Source organism: Geobacillus sp. CAMR5420 (assembly GCF_000691465.1).
Taxonomy (GTDB): Bacteria; Bacillota; Bacilli; order Bacillales; family Anoxybacillaceae; genus Geobacillus; species Geobacillus thermoleovorans.
The window spans coordinates 120,110-135,423 of sequence record NZ_JHUS01000032.1 but is presented as its reverse complement, the minus strand read 5'-3'; the positions used below and the strand labels follow the sequence as shown (position 1 = coordinate 135,423).

The following is a 15,314-nucleotide window of genomic DNA, read 5'->3' as shown; positions in this document are numbered from 1 at the left end:
CACAAATATTTTACTCACACATTTATGACCATAGTCGAGCGATCCGGCAGCGCCCGCTCTATGGCCGGGCGCTGCTTGGGGTTTGTTTGGCGTTGGCGGCCGTGTTGTGCATGAAATTTCCGATTTACATGGATCCGCTGTGCGTCCATGATTTCCGGCAAATTCCGTTTTTGCTTGGAACATTGTATGGCGGCGGCGCAGTTGGGGCGGTGCTGTTTGTTTTCTTGATGGGTGCGCGCACCATATTGTACGGTTTTCAGCCACTTACAGTGGTCGTCTATGCCATTATGTTCGCGGCAGCGGCCGCCGCCGCCCCGCTGTTTCGGAAACTGCCCCGGTCCGGCAAGCTGCTGACTGCGCTGTGGCTGACGTTTTTGCTCGCGGTGCTGACGACATTTGTCGCCGTGATTGTTGCTGATTTTCCGGTAACGAAGCCGTATATCGTGTATTTCATTATGATGCCGCCGTTCGTCATGCTGTTCGCTGTCTATTTGATGGAGACGCTTCATGAGGCGCAGCTCGCTCGGGCAGAGCTGATGAAGATGGAAAAAATGGAGATCGTCAGCCAAATGGCGGCCAGCATTTCCCATGAAATCCGCAACCCGTTGACGGTCGTCAAAGGGTTCATCCAGCTGATGCAAACGGGTCGGCTGCCGCGCGAAACCGAAGAGCGCTACATTCGCATCGCCTTAGAGGAACTCGAGCGGGCGGAAGCCATCATCCGCGACTATTTGACGTTTGCCAAACCGGCGCCGAAAGAAACCGAGCCGATTGATGTCGCCGTCGAGCTTCAAAAAGTGTTGCAAATGATTACGCCAATGGCGCATATGCATTCGATCCATGTATCCTCTTCCCTCGAAGATGGCATCGTCATCGGAAACGTACAATATTTCCAACAGTGTTTTCTCAACTTGTTGAAAAACAGCATTGAGGCGATGCCAAACGGCGGCACGCTTCATGTCGCGGCTGAGAACCGGGGGGCATCAGTCGTCATTACCATTTCCGACAACGGCGTTGGCATGACGAAAGAACAAGTGCGCCGCTTCGGCGAGCCATACTTCAGCACAAAAGAAAAAGGCACTGGGCTTGGTGCGATGGTCGCCGTCAAAATCATCGAACAAATGGGAGGAACGTGGACGATCGAAAGCGCCGTACAAAAAGGGACGACGTTGACGATCACGTTGCCGGCAAGTCGGGTGGGACCGCCGACGGCAGAACAAAGCGCCGTCGGCTGAATCGAGTAGGAGAGGGTGACTAACCCTCGTCCTCTCACACCACCGTACGTACCGTTCGGTATACGGCGGTTCCATTAAGTCTGACGCAGAGATTCATATCGTTGATAAAGACTCTTCAGCCCTTGGCTCTCCCAATAGGAGTTGCCAAGGGCTTTATGCAGGATGGGACTGGCGGCCACTCTCCAATATTTCTTCCGAGTGTTTCCCCATTCATATGCTTTCTGCTTGGGCACTCCTAAACTTTGCAGTTTTCGGACTCTGGTTCTCGGAAGTTTCCACTCTTTCCATTGGCACATGCGCAGCCTTCGTCGAATCCATCCATCTAGTTCTTTGAACACACTTGGGGTCTCTGCTAGCGAAAAGTATCCACACCATCCCAGAATGTATTGATTGAGCTGTTCGATTCGTTCGGGCATGGGAATCGGTTTCGATCGGCTCGTCATGGTGCGTATCCTTTGCTTCATGCGCCGAATGCTTTCCTTTGCAATTCGGATTTTTGGCTCCTTACTTGGGGTGAAGCTAAAACCGAGGAATTTTCTCCTCCACGGACGATCCACTGCCGATTTGGTTTCGTTGACTTTCAGCCGGAGTTTCTTTTCGATGAATGCCGTGATCGATTTCATCACCCGTTCCCCGGCCTTCTTCGTCCTTACGTAGATATTGCAGTCATCCGCATACCGTACAAACTTGTGCCCTCGTTTTTCCAATTCTTTGTCCAGCTCATCCAGGAGAATGTTGGACAGGAGTGGACTGAGCGGCCCTCCTTGTGGAGTCCCCTCTTGTGTTTCCATGACCACCCCGTTGATCATGACCCCTGCCTGTAGATACTTCCGTATCAACTTTAGGAGGATTTTGTCTGGAATTCGTTTCGCTAATATCCCCATCAGTTTGTCATGGTTGACTCGATCAAAGAACTTTTCCAAGTCGATATCTACCACCCATGTATATCCTTCCTGAATATACTGCTTCGCCTTTTTCACCGCGTCGTGTCCTCTTCGACCGGGACGAAACCCGTAGCTGTGTTCCGAAAAGGATGGGTCAAAGATCGGCGTGAGCACTTGGGCGATGGCCTGTTGGATGAACCGGTCTGTCACGGTCGGGATTCCTAGTAACCTGACTCCTCCGTTCGGTTTCGGGATTTCGACCCGTCGGACCGGGCAAGGTTCGTAGGTCCCTTCTTCTAAAGCGTGCCGTATCGCGTCCCAATGTTCCACGAGGTGTCTTCGCAGGTCTTTGACGGACATTCCATCGGTTCCATGGGACCCTTTATTCTTTTCCACTTGTTTGAGTGCTCGCAGGAGATTCTCCCGTGACATTACCTGTTTCATCCACATTCCGATTCTTCCTCTCTACGTGAACGGTCCGTTCTATTTGTGCCATCTTCTTCTCCACCCTCTTGAGGTTCCCCATGGACTTCACCATTTCCCCCCTCAAGCAGGCCCTTTCGGGTTATCTGCTTCATCAAAGAAGATGAACGCCTAGTGGCCGTTCTCCTTCATGGTTCGGTCCTTCCCCTTCTATCTAAGCTAGACGGGTACTATGACCTCTGCTGACTTCTGTCCGTTCAGCGTTGGATCGCTCCAACGGTTGCCAAGCGCACTTGGCTTCCCGGACAGACCTCCCCGGGTAAGAGTGCAGTCTTTCCTTCCATCCATCTGCTTCATTTACTCGGTATCACCTTCGGCAGAAAGGGCTTCGTTTTGTCGTGCAAACTCACCCAATGATACCCAGCCTCCTATGAAGTTCGTGTTCCTCAGACCGGAAGTTTGCCGCCCGCTTCCTTCAGATTCTGCGTCGCCGCAGACACCCTTGCGTTAAGCTAACTGCTACTTCTGCCTTCGCAGTTCGGGACTTTCACCCTATAGACTGCACCCATGCCGGGCGCACACGAAAAAACGGATGCCCTGTTTTGGACATCCGTTTTTTCTTGGTGATTGGCGCGATCATTTGACTTCCTCAAAATAATCTTTGTAAAACCCGCCGACTTTTCCGCTGTTGTCAATGACAAAATAAAACTCGTCGGTTTCGTTTTTTACTTCATATACTTTGCCCGGCGTCAATACATTGCTGACCATGTACTTTTCCGCGTTCGTGTGAACGCACTTTACTTTTTTGATCGTCGGCCGGGTCGCCCATGTGTGATGAATCATGGCGTCATCTCCTTCTCTTTATATTTTTCCCCTTCTTTATTGTAGCGACCCGGACAACCGGCTGCAACGTCCCATTCGCCATTTGCCGCTATGGCCGACGCCTCAAATCGTTGGCGGCGGCGGGCAACCGTGCTAACGACCTGTTGCTACGGCTCATCGCGCACCCCCTCAAATTCGATGATGCGCCCGCACGGCTCAACCATCGTTTCGCCGTTCGTTTCCACTTCGCGGAAAATTGGCTGCTCGATGCGGCGGACAGGGCGGTAGCCTTCCTGTTTCATTCGCGCTAAACAGGCGGCGATCGTTTCCCCTTCCGCTACAGTAAACCGTTTTTTCTTCATCGCTTTCCTGGCCAAAGAGGCGCGCCCTCCCTCCTCCCACTAGAAATGTTGACATATCAAGGCTTCACGGCCTTTCCTTATAACTATTGTACCCCAAAAAAGAAGCCGGATCGCTTCATCCGGTTCAGCATGTTTTCTGCACATATTTTCGGTACAGCCCGTACAGCTCCGCCGCCTTGTACGTTTCAATTTTTTTCCGTCCAACCGGATGACGGGCGATGCCCGCCTTTTTCAACTCAGCCACAAGCCATCCTTTCGAGCCGAAATGCGCCATGGCGCTCCCCCCCCTCTTTTGTCATCCGCTTGTCTTTATGATGTATATGTGTGCAAAAAGGGAGCAAGAACATTGTTGTCCATATGGCGTGAACTACCCCCACTTAATTTTCTAGCGAAAATTTGAAGTGGGGGCTTCCAAAGAAGTTTGACTGCTTCAAGCAATCCTTATTCTTTGAGGCGTGTCCACTTCGCCGCTAGAGCATAAGACACTCAGGTCTACAGCTTTACTTTTCTTTAAGATGTTTAATGCGCCATTGACATCAGCATTAATTAGTTTGCCAGACTTTGTTCGATACAAGCCGCGCTTAATACGTTTGCCGCTGAACTTATATTCTTTTGGATTGTCGGCATTATATTCAGGAATCTCATCGCCGTCAAAAAAGCTGGCTTGAGACGTATATGATTCTTCCTGTTTCAAGAATTCAATGCCGTAAAATTCACAAAGATATTCTAGTTTTTCTTTTATGTTACCGAGAGGAATATTGACAAAGTTTTGATTTGTCTTTTTTCCTAGATTAATATTGCGTTGCCATGTTTCCGCATAGCCAATGACAAGTTTGCCAATTTACAATCCGACGTTGTACATGTTCTTGGCAATATGGCACAGTTCTCGAAGAGTCAAGTATTCTTCTTTGGTCAAACCATTTAGGTGTGAGTAAAATATTTGTGGGTGACATTCCGAAATGATCCCCGACGAGGGTTGCGAACTTTTGTTCGCGACGCTCGTCGGGGCCACCAAGCGAAGCGCGGTAGAAAAAAGCAAATGTCATGCAAAAAGGACTCTCTCCCTGCTATGATGGTGATTGTCAACATCAACCGAAAACAGGAGGGAGAGAGTCCATGAAACATCTTACCACAGAATGGCCTTTATTAAAAGAGCTGGAGGAACAATTAGTCAGAACTCTTCAAAAGGTGTTCGCTGTCTTGTTGGCGGCCCTTTTGGAGGAGATTGATCAACAACTGGCGGAAGCGCGGGACAAGCGCCGGTATCAGCTGAAAGACAAACGGCCGACTACGATCCAAACGCTGTTTGGAGAAGTGACGTTTCGACGGAACTACTACTATGACCGGCAAACGGGGAAGTATACCTTCTTGCTGGATGCCGAATTAGGCTTTGATGGAGCGCAGTCGATCAGCCCTTGCCTCGAGGAAACGGCGGTCGAGTTGGCCGTAGAGTGCTCTTCCTACCGCAAAGCGGCTCGCACACTCGAGTCGATCGTGGGGTATGCGGTCATGAGCCACGAGGCGATTCGCCAACTGGTGCTGGAGGCCTCTGTCTCGCTGCACCACCCTGTTTCCAAACGGCACGGCCGAGTGCTGTTTGTGGAGGCGGATGGGCTGTTCATTTCCCGCCAGGGGAAAGGGAAACGGGCGAAAGAAGAGAAAATCCTGGCGATTCACGAGGGATGGAAACGAAACGGTTCGCAGCTCGAGCTCGTGAACCGGCGCCACTACCTCCATGAAGGGACGGGGGACGTGTGGGAACGGTTTGAGGAGTGGCTGATGAAGGAATATGCCTATGATCCGTGCCGAGACCTGTTGGTCCTCAACGGCGACGCGGCGTCGTGGATCACGGCCTCCCGGGAGTATTTTGGGAAGCGGGCGTGCTTTCAGCTGGATCGATTTCATGTGGCGCGGGAGCTGCGTCAGTGTCTGTCCGGCCATCCGCGTTGGCGGGAGGTGCGGAAGAAGCTGGCGAAACAAGACGAAGAAGGGCTTCTCGTGGAGCTGAACAGCGCGGTCGGCACGTTGGAGGACGAAGCGAAAGAGAAGCAGATGGCTGCCATGATCCGCCGGATCGAGTCGATGCCGGGATGCATCCGGGACTATCGGGAGTGGCTGTCGGAGCAAGGGGTGGAGACGACCGGCATGCGTCCGATGGGCCACGCCGAGAGCGTGATGAGCCGGTTTGCGCATCGGGTGAAATCCCGCCGCAGCTGGAAAGACCAAGGGCTTCGGGCGTTTCTGAGGGCGATGGCAGCCCGAATCGACGGGATCGGGTGGAGAAAGGGACGGTGGGAGGAGCAAGATCCCCAGTCGGCCGTCTCGGCCTCAACAAAGTCCAAGCGGATCGAACAGGCCAAACGGAAGGCCGGACGGTTATGGGCAGATGTGGTGCGCGACAAGCTACAGGATCTGCAGCGGTCATCCGGGACACCGATCCATCAAGCGTTGTCGGCGCTCCGGGATGGTGGTTGGGTGTAAAAAAATGGAATATCGTATCATCGCCTCAAGATGAGGGATGAGAGTCCGAAAGCGCTTACGATATTAATTCCTGAAAATGGTTCGCTAACTAGTGATTGACAACGCCCGTAGTGAACCGAAAAAATGTTCTCCACAAAGTCTTGACTGACTCACCATTTAGCTGTTGTTTGATACAAAAATACATTTTTTCACCTCCCATCTAACTATATTATACTATATTTTACTGAATCTATCCTATTTTCAGCAAAATATAGTTAAGGCCACGAGTGTTGATTATCCAAAATTATACATACGCCTTCCATAAATTTGGGCATACTCAAACAAAGCAGCGGCCATCCCGGATTTCCAATCGAGAGGAAGCTGCCCAGAGAAAAAACGGCGAACGAACGAAATGAAGGAAAGAGAGACGTTCGTCTGTTTTTTGGTTTGATCATACAGCCATCGCAGCAACACATACGCGATGAACGCCGCAAACAGTTGGTTGTATACCGCATTTTCCGTCGTGCCAAACAAGGTCGGGACATTCAGATATTGCTTTACCCAGCGGAAAAAGACCTCAACAGTCCAACGTTGTTGGTACATGTCGGCAATGGTTTCCGCAGACGCATGGAAGAGGTTCGTCACGACCCGAATGTCGCGGCCATTCGCATCTCGAAAGATCACCACCCGGTGACGCTTGGTGGAGCGGCATTGTTTCGTCCCCAACTGGCACGTGAAGTCGGCTTGAACCGATGAGGATGTGCTGGAAAGGCGTTTCAAGCTTTTTTTCTGATGAAGTTCGATGTTGTCCTTCATCCGAATGACAAAGAGCTGATGCTGCTCCACAAATCGATCGAGGCGTTCGATTTTGAAATACGCCCGGTCTTCCACCAGCACTTGTTGAGCGTTCGTCAACTGTTCTCCCACCGGGCCATCATGACGCAGTCCGATGGTTTCCACCACGTCTGCCGGCAACGAGGATTCCGGCGAATACGCGACGTGCAGCTTCACTCCGGCGCGTTCGCCGTGATACGGCGCCCATGGCAGGCGGTTTTTCCCGACCGTGACGGTCGTCGAATCCACCACCCGAAGCGGTTTGGGAAACCGAAGCGAACGGCGGGTTTGGCGGTTGCACTTGGAAATGATCAACGCCAACAAGCGTTTCATGATGTCATAGGGAACTTCTTTCGCTTTCTTGGATACAGTTGAATAATGGAATCGCGGCAATCCATACAGAGGCCCCACATCGGCTCCGTGGCGAAAGCTTTTCCATTGATGCATGGCGGCCAGCAGGAAGAAGTGAATCAACTCGCGCAACGTAAAGGTTCGAGACGAATCACGATACCCAACCGCTTCGGCAATCAGTTGAATCTCTTCATCCGAAACAAGTTTTTGCATCAAATTCGGGAGTGTGGTATGCTTGTTCATAGAGAGCACCTCCTGGGTTTGTTTGTGTCGCTACTCACATTCTACAGGAAAGGTGCTCTTTTTTCTATACCCTTTGGATTTTATTGGATAATCAACACGCCTGAGTTAAGGCGATTCATCTCCCACTTACTCCGCTTCGCTTCGTTGAAGTGGGAGTCTTCTCGCCTAATTAAGATAAAACAAAAAAAGAAGCGGCTTCTGCTAACGGGTTCGGTTCAGAAGTACAAAATCAAAAAAAACAGTACAAATAACAGCGTAATTAGCACAAAATTCGAACTAAATTTAACAAGGTAAAAAGCACATTAAAACGCTTGGGTTTATTCCAAGCGTTTTAAACTAAAATTATATTGACTTGTTAAATCAAGACTGTTACTAAAAGGTTACTACCGTACTTCAATTACAAAGGCATAACTTGAATCTCCCTTTTCCCATCTTGCTGAAACATCATACACATAAACACCTTTTTCTTTTGGTAATAGTATCACATTATCATTTATTGGAACATTTTCTGTTTTTATATTTGTAAGCCATCTATTTACTACTAATGTATTTTCTTTAGGCTCGTCTTTGAATTCTATTTTCAATTGGGAATTTGGTGGTACAACCACAGGTTTTAGTTCTTGATTTTTAATGAGTTCTGGCGGAGAACTTGTATCAGCACAAACAGAATTAAGTAATCCATTCCAACAATACGAACCTTGTGTCACTTCTACCTTTTTTTCTCCAACAGTTATGGTTGGTAAAGGTGGTTTAGCACTAAATAGTCCAATAACAAAATAACCACCAATGCCTAACACAATTAATACTAATAATGGAATTAAAAACTTTTTCATACACTTCCCTCCTCGTGGGTTAATTTTCCCTTTGCTAATTTTCTAAGTAATCTATATATTTAGTTTAACATAAAATACTAAAATCCTTAAAAAGGATTTCGTCAAAAAATATTGATATTTCAACAAAAATAAAAAACCAAATCGTATGGTGATTTGGTCTTATAAAATATCAAATCCCTTTCAATTATGGTTATTGCATATAAATTATTTCTTTTAAATCAAATCGTTTTTTTGCAATGCCTAATCGTTGAGCAGGTGTTCCTACTGTCTCTTTTGTTTTGTATGCTAAACAAAAATTGTAGTAAGTCCGAAGTATGGTAAGAGCCATTTGAGCATACTTTGGGTTAAAGTTTGAATAGATATAGCTTTTTCCGTCACCACGAGCTGTTGTCAATGGTCTTTCTAAAATAGATAGCCGTCTTCGAATGTGCTGGATAAAGGTATTCGTGGCGTTGTCATTCACATTTAAAACAAGATTGGCAATGTCCTTCGGTTCGAATGATGAAAGATTGGTTGTACAATCAACCCATCGAAATCCTCTGTCAATTGTCGCAAGCGGATGTTCAATCGGATTATCAGCGTATTCATAATGACTGCTGCCATCTGAAATGACTTTTTTATGAAATTGGTGTGTATGAAATAATTCTTCCAGTTTTAGAAAAGCCAATTTTCGCAAAGACTTTGTATCATAACCAGAGTTAATTCCCCAGTTGATTAAATCCACTCTTGCTTGAACAAATTCCTCACGAGCTTGTTTCCGAGATTTTGTTTTATCCGTTTGACAAAGAAAATGGTGGGCATCAGATAAGCGAATTTCTTTGGCAAATACACGATAAAGGGAAGTCATCAATGAATTTATGTCCAATTAGCATCAATTTTAACACATATTTGGAATACTGTCTGTTGGTCAGCAGTCACTTGCTAATTAAGATGCTAATTATAATGCGATTAATGGTCATAAATTAAATAAAACATTGATATATCAAGAAACAAAAGGGAGTCCATTTCATATGCGAATTGGACTCCCTTTTGTATTACTTTTTTTAATTTTGTACTCAACAACCGAACCCGTTAGGCTTCTGCGCCGCTTCCTTTGTTTACGCTGATGGCGATTTATGCTTTTTTCCCTTTAAGAAAAACGCCATCATTAACGCCAATACCGTCAAGCCGGTGGCGACGAAAAAGGCGTCGTTAATCCCTTCGACAGTCGATCTCTGCTGCACGAGCCCATACAGCAGCTGCACCACCGCTTCATCGCTCGGAATCGCCTGCTTCAGCTGGCCGACAAGGCTCATGAAAAACGGATTGTTTTCCGTCATCTCATTTCGGTACATGTCCGCATGGAATTTGGCCCGGTTGGACATGATCGTCACCAAGAACGCCGTTCCGAGCGAAGCGGCCACTTGGCGGATCGTATTGGACATCGCCGTGCCGTGGCTGTACAAATGGCGCGGCAAGGCGTTCAATCCTTCCGTCATAATCGGCATTCCGAGCATCGACATGCCGAACATGCGGAAAATATAAAGCCAAATTAACTGGCTGTACGGTGTATCCATCGTCAGCTTGCTGAATTCCCACGTCGTGACCGCGGTGATGATCAAGCCGACGATCGCCAGCGCCCGCGCGCCGATGCGGTCAAACACCCAGCCGGAAATCGGCGACATGATCGCCATGACAATCGCTCCCGGTAGCAACAGCAAACCGGCATCAAGCGGCGTAAAGCCGCGCAAGTTTTGCAAATACACCGGCAGCAGCACCATCGCTGCAAACATCGCCATATTGATGACCGATCCGATGACGGTCGCCAACGTAAACACTGGGTAGCGGAACACACGGAAATTGAGCACCGGATGCTCCGAGCGGAGCGAACGCCATGTGAACATGATCAAGAACAAGACGCCGATGATAAGCGACACAACGACTTCCGTCTCGCCCCATCCTTTGCTGCCGGCTTCGCTGAAGCCATACAGAACGCCGCCAAACCCGATCGTGGAGTAGACCGCCCCTTGCACGTCCAGCACCGGATTGCCCTTGCGCGGCGTATGTTTCAGCCAGGCGGAGGCAAGCACAATGTCTACAATCGCGATCGGCAAAACGACGTAAAACAACAGCCGCCATGTATAATGTTCGACAAGCCATCCGGATAACGTCGGCCCGATCGCCGGCGCGAACATCATGGCGATTCCGACCGTCCCCATGGCCACTCCGCGGCGTTCCGGCGGGAAAATCGACAGCATAATGACCATCATCAGCTGCATGATGATGCCCGCCCCGACCGCCTGCGTCAGCCGCCCTGCGAGCATGACGGCAAAGGTTGGAGCGATCGAGCAGACAAACGCGCCGATGGCGAAAAACGACATGCCAGACAAAAACAGCCGTTTCGCTGGAAACTTCGCAATTAAAAACGGGCTGATCGGGATGAGCACCCCGTTGACGAGCATATATCCTGTCACGAGCCATTGAATCGTCGACGTTTCCACGTTGAAATCTTGCATCATATGGGGCAAGGCGACGTTGATCAACGTTTGGTTCAAGATGGCGACAAACGCGCCCAGCATGACCGTCGCCACAACTTTTCCGCGGCTGCCGATATCCCCGAGGCCGCCTTGCCCGGCTGGAGCGGCCGGGCGCCCATCCGTTTCTGCCGCTGGCTCTGCTTTCGTTTCCGCTAACGGTTGAGCGTTGGCTTCCGCCGCTTCATCCGCCGCCTTCCCTGCAGCTGAAGCCGGTTTGCGGCGGCGCAGCGCGATGTTGACCGCCGCCAAAACCAAAACGGCAAACACAATATAACCAATGACAAATGTTGTCATGTCCCATCACCTACTTATGGATGCGGACGGTGACGTTCATGCCCGGCACAAGTCCGGCTCCGCTGTAATTGTCAATGGAAATCGTGACCGGAATCACTTGGGTCACTTTCGTGTAGTTGCCGGTCGCATTGGAGCTCGGCAGCAGGCTGAACGTATTCGCTGTCGCATTGCCAATCTTTTCGACTTTGCCGCTGAATTTGCGGTCCGGATACGCATCGACATAAATATCGACGTCTTGCCCGACTTTCACGTCTTCAATATCGGTCTCTTCAATGTTCGCCGTCACCCACAAATCGTTCAAATCAAACCCGCGGGCAAGCGGCGTCCCCGCGGCGACAAACGAGTCTTTGACCGCGTTTTGCTGCACGATGGTCATCCGATGAGGCACTGTCACCGGCACCGTCGTTTTGCCGTCAAACACCTCACCGATTTCTTCCCTGGCTGAGAACGTTTTTCCCGTGTCGCCCCGCCAGGATGTCAGCTTCCCGGACAGCGGCGCAGCGACGGAGATGACCTGGCCGTCGATGCGGGCGTTGTCCGTTTTAATGTAGTTCGTTGCTTCATTCACATAGTAGTAGGCGGCAAAGCCGCCGCCGACAAGCAAAATGAGCACAATGATGTTCAGCGCCACCAATCGTTTCACGTTCACTGTCTATTCCTCCCCGAGTAAAATCGCTTTAATTTTTTCATGAAGATGCAAAAACTGTTCAATCTCCTCTGGAGAGACGAGTTCTTGAATGCGGCGAAGCCGCCGGCGCAGCACCGACTGCTCGCCAAACGCTTCCGACACTGTCTCTTTTCCTTTTTCCGTCAAACTCAAAATGACCGCGCGCCGATCTTGCTTCGACGGCTCGCGGACAACAAGGCCGGCGCCGACGAGCCGATCGACCGTGCCGCTGACGTTGCTGTTGCTTAAATTTAATTTTTCCGCCAAGTCATTCAGGCGAATATGTTCTTTTTTCAACAGCGTATACAAGACGATCAGCTGCACCTCCGTCACTCCGACGCGGGCGGCGTCCTCGCGGATGAGGCGGTAAAGCGCCTTTTGCGTCCGGAAGACGGCGTACATGATGTCCCGGCTGATCCCTTCCATTCATCCCCCTCCTTGCCTCATCTTTCTTGTTGGAATAGTTTCAATGCGAATTATTTCTGCACGAAATATGATTATAACATGAAAACGAGGAAAATCAACTATATTGTTTCATGTCTTTTAGAGAAAACATACGCAACGAAAAAGAGTCCAACCGGATGTTTGGCATCCAGTTGGACTCTTTTGCCAACTCCTCATTCGTGAATCCGCGCCGCTGTTGCCGTTGGCTGAATGCAGTTTCTCAACCACGCTCCACCAGGTGGGTGTTCGCAGAAGCGTTCCTGTCGTCCCCGCAGACGAATAAGGGGCATGACATTCCCGCTTCAATGTAGAACTCCCTTTTGATTGCCATCGGTTGAAACTTCATTCTACAACGCACAACGCAGCAGCGGATTGGTGATTATTATGATACATGATCGGCCGTCCCTTGGCAAGAGGGACAGCCATCCATTTTTTCAAACTGGATACACCCCATGCTTCCGCTCAGAAAAGACGATATACTTGGACATATACGCGTCAAATCGGCGGATGAGCTCGTTGCGCAAGTCGTTCGGCGCGACAATTCCGTCGACGACAAGCTCGGAGGCGAGACGGTAAATGTCGATGTCGCGCCGGTATTCCTCGCGTTTTTGTTCGACAAACGCCGGCCGCTCTTCCGGCGGCAGCTCGGCGATTTTGTTCGCATAAACGGCGTTGACGGCCGCCTCCGGCCCCATGACGGCGATTTGCGCGTTCGGAAGCGCGAGGCAGCAGTCCGGTTCAAACGCCGGGCCGGCCATGGCATACAACCCGGCGCCGTACGCTTTGCGGACGATGACCGAGATCTTCGGTACGGTGGCTTCCGCCATGGCGGCGATCATTTTCGCCCCATGGCGGATGATGCCGGCCCGCTCGACCTTCGTGCCGATCATAAAGCCAGGGACGTCGGCCAAAAACAGAAGCGGGATATGGAACGCGTCGCAAAGCGTGATGAATTTCGCCGCTTTATCAGCCGAATCTTGGAACAAGACACCGCCTTTGACGCGCGGCTGGTTGGCGATGATGCCGATCGGCTGGCCGTTAAGGCGCGCCAGTCCCGTAATGATTTCCGGCGCAAACAGTTTTTTGATTTCGCAAAACGATCCTTCGTCAATGATTCGCTCAATCAAATCATACATGTTGAACGGCGCATTTTGGTTTTCCGGCAAAATGTCTTCGATCGTTTTGTCGAACGATTTCGGCGGCTTCGCCTCGACCACCGGCGGTTTTTCGCCGTAATGGGACGGAAAATATGACAAATAACGGCGCGCATAGGCAATCGCTTCTTCTTCGGTTTTCACGAGCACGTCGCCGCAGCCGGAGACGGTGCAATGCATGCGAGCGCCGCCCATCTCTTCGAGCGTGACTTTTTCCCCAATCACCATTTCCGCCATGCGCGGCGAGCCCAAGTACATCGAGGCGTTGCCCTCGACCATGATGACGATGTCGCAAAACGCCGGAATATAAGCGCCGCCGGCTGCTGACGGGCCAAACAACAGGCACACTTGCGGCACTTTGCCGGACAGCTTCACCTCATTGTAAAAAATGCGCCCTGCCCCGCGCCGGCCGGGAAACATTTCGAGTTGGTCCGTAATGCGGGCGCCGGCCGAGTCCACCAAATAAATGATCGGGCAGCGCAGTTTTTCCGCTGTCTCTTGAATGCGGATGATTTTTTCGACGGTGCGCGCTCCCCATGAGCCGGCTTTGACCGTCGAATCGTTCGCCATCACGCAGACGGTGCGGCCGTTGATTTTGCCGATCCCGGTCACCACCCCGTCAGCCGGCAGGCCATCCGCCAAACAGTTGGCAAACAAGCCGTCTTCCACTTCTAAGCCATCGTCAAGCAGCAAATTCAGCCGCTCGCGAACAAACAATTTCCCTTGGGCCGCATTTTTTTCATGATATTTTGGCGCCCCGCCTTTCTTGATTTCCGCCGCTCTTTTCTCCAGCTCCGCTGCGAGCGTGTCTTGCTGATTGGCTGTTTCCTTCATCTCTTTGTTTCCCCTCCTTGTTTTGATAGATCTTGCTGTTCCATCCCGCGTGTTCGGCCGGGAGCACGGTTGGGGCCGTTTTTGGCTGTCGTGCCAATGTCGGTGCAGAACAAGCGCTCCGTGCGGCTTTTTTCTTATCCAAACAGCCTCATCCTGCCCAAGCGCAGGCTTACTCCCCTTTGTACACCGGCTTCCGCTTTTCTTTAAACGCCTGCAGACCTTCCAGACGGTCTTTCGTTGGGATTGTCGCCTCATAGGCGAGCTGCTCAATTGCGAGGCCCGTCTCCAAATCAACGTTGAATACGCTTTGGATCGCCCGTTTCGCCTGGCGGACGGCTATCGGCGCATTGTCAGCGATTTGCTGCGCCAATTCAAGCGCCCGATCCATGAGCTCGGCGCGCGGCACGGCGTATTCGACAAGGCCGATTCGCTCGGCTTCCTGCGCTGTAATCCGTTTGGCGGCAAAAATCAACTCTTTCGCTTTGCCGAGGCCGACAAGGCGCGGCAGCCGCTGCGTCCCCCCCGCTCCCGGAATGATGCCGAGCGACGTTTCCGTCAGCCCGAGCTGGATATCGTCGGCGGCAAACCGGATGTCGCAGGCGAGCGCCAGCTCAAGCCCCCCGCCAAAGGCCGAGCCGTTTAACGCGGCAATGACCGGCTGCGGCACTTTCTCGACCTCGTTGATCGTTTTGCTGATTAAGGCGACGGCCTGACGGACTTCGGTTTCGTTCATCCCTGCCCGCTCTTTCAAATCAGCGCCGGCGCAAAACACCTTGTCTCCGGCCCCGGTCAACATGACAACGCGCACGTCTTTGCGAAATTTGATCTCCTGAAAGAGCGCGCCAAGCTCGAAAAGAAGCGCTCTTGAAAGCGCATTGGCCGCTTCCGGACGGTTTAATGTCACAATGGCGATGCCGTTTTCTTGTGTTTCAAACGATACAAGTGTGCTCACGTTTTC

Annotated in this window: 13 protein-coding genes, 1 other RNA gene and 2 pseudogenes; 2 read left to right on the top strand and 14 right to left on the bottom strand. The window is 50.9% G+C overall.

Annotation, left to right across the window (positions count from 1 at the left end):
• Window positions 1–5: 5 nt before the first annotated feature.
• Window positions 6–1,235, top strand: a complete 1,230-nt coding sequence (locus tag DI44_RS08510) for a HAMP domain-containing sensor histidine kinase (protein ID WP_050483833.1) — start codon at window positions 6–8, stop codon at window positions 1,233–1,235.
• Window positions 1,236–1,309: 74 nt separating this feature from the next.
• Here DI44_RS08510 and ltrA read toward each other — a convergent pair whose 3' ends face one another.
• The 5 genes and pseudogenes from ltrA to DI44_RS18000 form a co-directional block, all read right to left on the bottom strand.
• Window positions 1,310–2,569, bottom strand: a complete 1,260-nt coding sequence (gene ltrA / locus DI44_RS08515; RefSeq protein ID WP_011230853.1) for a group II intron reverse transcriptase/maturase — start codon at window positions 2,567–2,569, stop codon at window positions 1,310–1,312.
• A gap of 609 nt (window positions 2,570–3,178) precedes the next feature.
• Complete coding sequence (locus DI44_RS08520; protein WP_014195730.1) at window positions 3,179–3,385, bottom strand: DUF6501 family protein; 207 nt, start codon at window positions 3,383–3,385, stop codon at window positions 3,179–3,181.
• A 146-nt stretch (window positions 3,386–3,531) separates the two neighbouring features.
• Window positions 3,532–3,726 (bottom strand): NETI motif-containing protein, encoded by a 195-nt coding sequence (locus tag DI44_RS08525; protein WP_015374752.1) that lies wholly within the window; start codon window positions 3,724–3,726, stop codon window positions 3,532–3,534.
• A gap of 124 nt (window positions 3,727–3,850) precedes the next feature.
• Entirely contained in the window at window positions 3,851–4,000 is a 150-nt protein-coding gene (locus tag DI44_RS18005) for a YflJ family protein (RefSeq protein WP_011231104.1), read from the bottom strand.
• Window positions 4,001–4,156: 156 nt separating this feature from the next.
• A pseudogene (locus DI44_RS18000) lies at window positions 4,157–4,567 on the bottom strand (zinc ribbon domain-containing protein); the annotation flags it as partial.
• Between the two features lie 275 nt (window positions 4,568–4,842).
• Between DI44_RS18000 and DI44_RS08530 the strand changes: the two are divergent.
• Complete coding sequence (locus DI44_RS08530; protein WP_033025307.1) at window positions 4,843–6,207, top strand: ISLre2 family transposase; 1,365 nt, start codon at window positions 4,843–4,845, stop codon at window positions 6,205–6,207.
• A 273-nt stretch (window positions 6,208–6,480) separates the two neighbouring features.
• Here the strand turns inward: DI44_RS08530 and DI44_RS08535 are convergent, their stop codons facing one another.
• From DI44_RS08535 to DI44_RS08565, 9 genes and pseudogenes are all read right to left on the bottom strand, one after another.
• Window positions 6,481–7,614, bottom strand: coding sequence for an IS4-like element IS5377 family transposase (locus DI44_RS08535; protein WP_015375695.1), 1,134 nt, complete (start codon window positions 7,612–7,614; stop codon window positions 6,481–6,483).
• Window positions 7,615–7,997: 383 nt separating this feature from the next.
• Window positions 7,998–8,447 (bottom strand): hypothetical protein, encoded by a 450-nt coding sequence (locus tag DI44_RS08540; RefSeq protein WP_025039205.1) that lies wholly within the window; start codon window positions 8,445–8,447, stop codon window positions 7,998–8,000.
• Window positions 8,448–8,637: 190 nt separating this feature from the next.
• A pseudogene (locus DI44_RS17990) lies at window positions 8,638–9,300 on the bottom strand (insertion element protein); the annotation flags it as partial.
• 244 nt (window positions 9,301–9,544) lie between these two features.
• Window positions 9,545–11,257: a DHA2 family efflux MFS transporter permease subunit gene (locus tag DI44_RS08545; RefSeq protein ID WP_033012201.1), complete on the bottom strand. Its 1,713-nt coding sequence runs from the start codon at window positions 11,255–11,257 to the stop codon at window positions 9,545–9,547.
• Between the two features lie 10 nt (window positions 11,258–11,267).
• Window positions 11,268–11,906 carry an efflux RND transporter periplasmic adaptor subunit gene (locus DI44_RS08550; protein ID WP_033025305.1) on the bottom strand — a complete coding sequence of 213 codons (639 nt, stop codon included), beginning with the start codon at window positions 11,904–11,906 and terminating at the stop codon, window positions 11,268–11,270.
• Between the two features lie 3 nt (window positions 11,907–11,909).
• Window positions 11,910–12,350 carry a MarR family transcriptional regulator gene (locus DI44_RS08555; protein ID WP_033025304.1) on the bottom strand — a complete coding sequence of 147 codons (441 nt, stop codon included), beginning with the start codon at window positions 12,348–12,350 and terminating at the stop codon, window positions 11,910–11,912.
• A 201-nt stretch (window positions 12,351–12,551) separates the two neighbouring features.
• Window positions 12,552–12,740: non-coding RNA, 6S RNA (gene ssrS, locus DI44_RS17985), on the bottom strand.
• 62 nt (window positions 12,741–12,802) lie between these two features.
• Entirely contained in the window at window positions 12,803–14,356 is a 1,554-nt protein-coding gene (locus DI44_RS08560; protein WP_033025303.1) for an acyl-CoA carboxylase subunit beta, read from the bottom strand.
• A gap of 169 nt (window positions 14,357–14,525) precedes the next feature.
• Window positions 14,526–15,308 carry an enoyl-CoA hydratase gene (locus DI44_RS08565; RefSeq protein WP_033012204.1) on the bottom strand — a complete coding sequence of 261 codons (783 nt, stop codon included), beginning with the start codon at window positions 15,306–15,308 and terminating at the stop codon, window positions 14,526–14,528.
• Between the last annotated feature and the right edge of the window lie 6 nt (window positions 15,309–15,314).

Excerpts from the sequence above, each read along its gene's own strand:
- ltrA (WP_011230853.1), bottom strand. The coding sequence starts at position 2,569 with ATGTGGATGAAACAGGTAATGTCACGGGAGAATCTCCTGCGAGCACTC.
- DI44_RS08520 (WP_014195730.1), bottom strand. The coding sequence starts at position 3,385 with ATGATTCATCACACATGGGCGACCCGGCCGACGATCAAAAAAGTAAAG.
- DI44_RS08525 (WP_015374752.1), bottom strand. The coding sequence starts at position 3,726 with ATGAAGAAAAAACGGTTTACTGTAGCGGAAGGGGAAACGATCGCCGCC.
- DI44_RS18005 (WP_011231104.1), bottom strand. The coding sequence starts at position 4,000 with ATGGCGCATTTCGGCTCGAAAGGATGGCTTGTGGCTGAGTTGAAAAAG.
- DI44_RS08530 (WP_033025307.1), top strand. The coding sequence starts at position 4,843 with ATGAAACATCTTACCACAGAATGGCCTTTATTAAAAGAGCTGGAGGAA.
- DI44_RS08535 (WP_015375695.1), bottom strand. The coding sequence starts at position 7,614 with ATGAACAAGCATACCACACTCCCGAATTTGATGCAAAAACTTGTTTCG.
- DI44_RS08540 (WP_025039205.1), bottom strand. The coding sequence starts at position 8,447 with ATGAAAAAGTTTTTAATTCCATTATTAGTATTAATTGTGTTAGGCATT.
- DI44_RS08545 (WP_033012201.1), bottom strand. The coding sequence starts at position 11,257 with ATGACAACATTTGTCATTGGTTATATTGTGTTTGCCGTTTTGGTTTTG.
- DI44_RS08555 (WP_033025304.1), bottom strand. The coding sequence starts at position 12,350 with ATGGAAGGGATCAGCCGGGACATCATGTACGCCGTCTTCCGGACGCAA.
- DI44_RS08560 (WP_033025303.1), bottom strand. The coding sequence starts at position 14,356 with ATGAAGGAAACAGCCAATCAGCAAGACACGCTCGCAGCGGAGCTGGAG.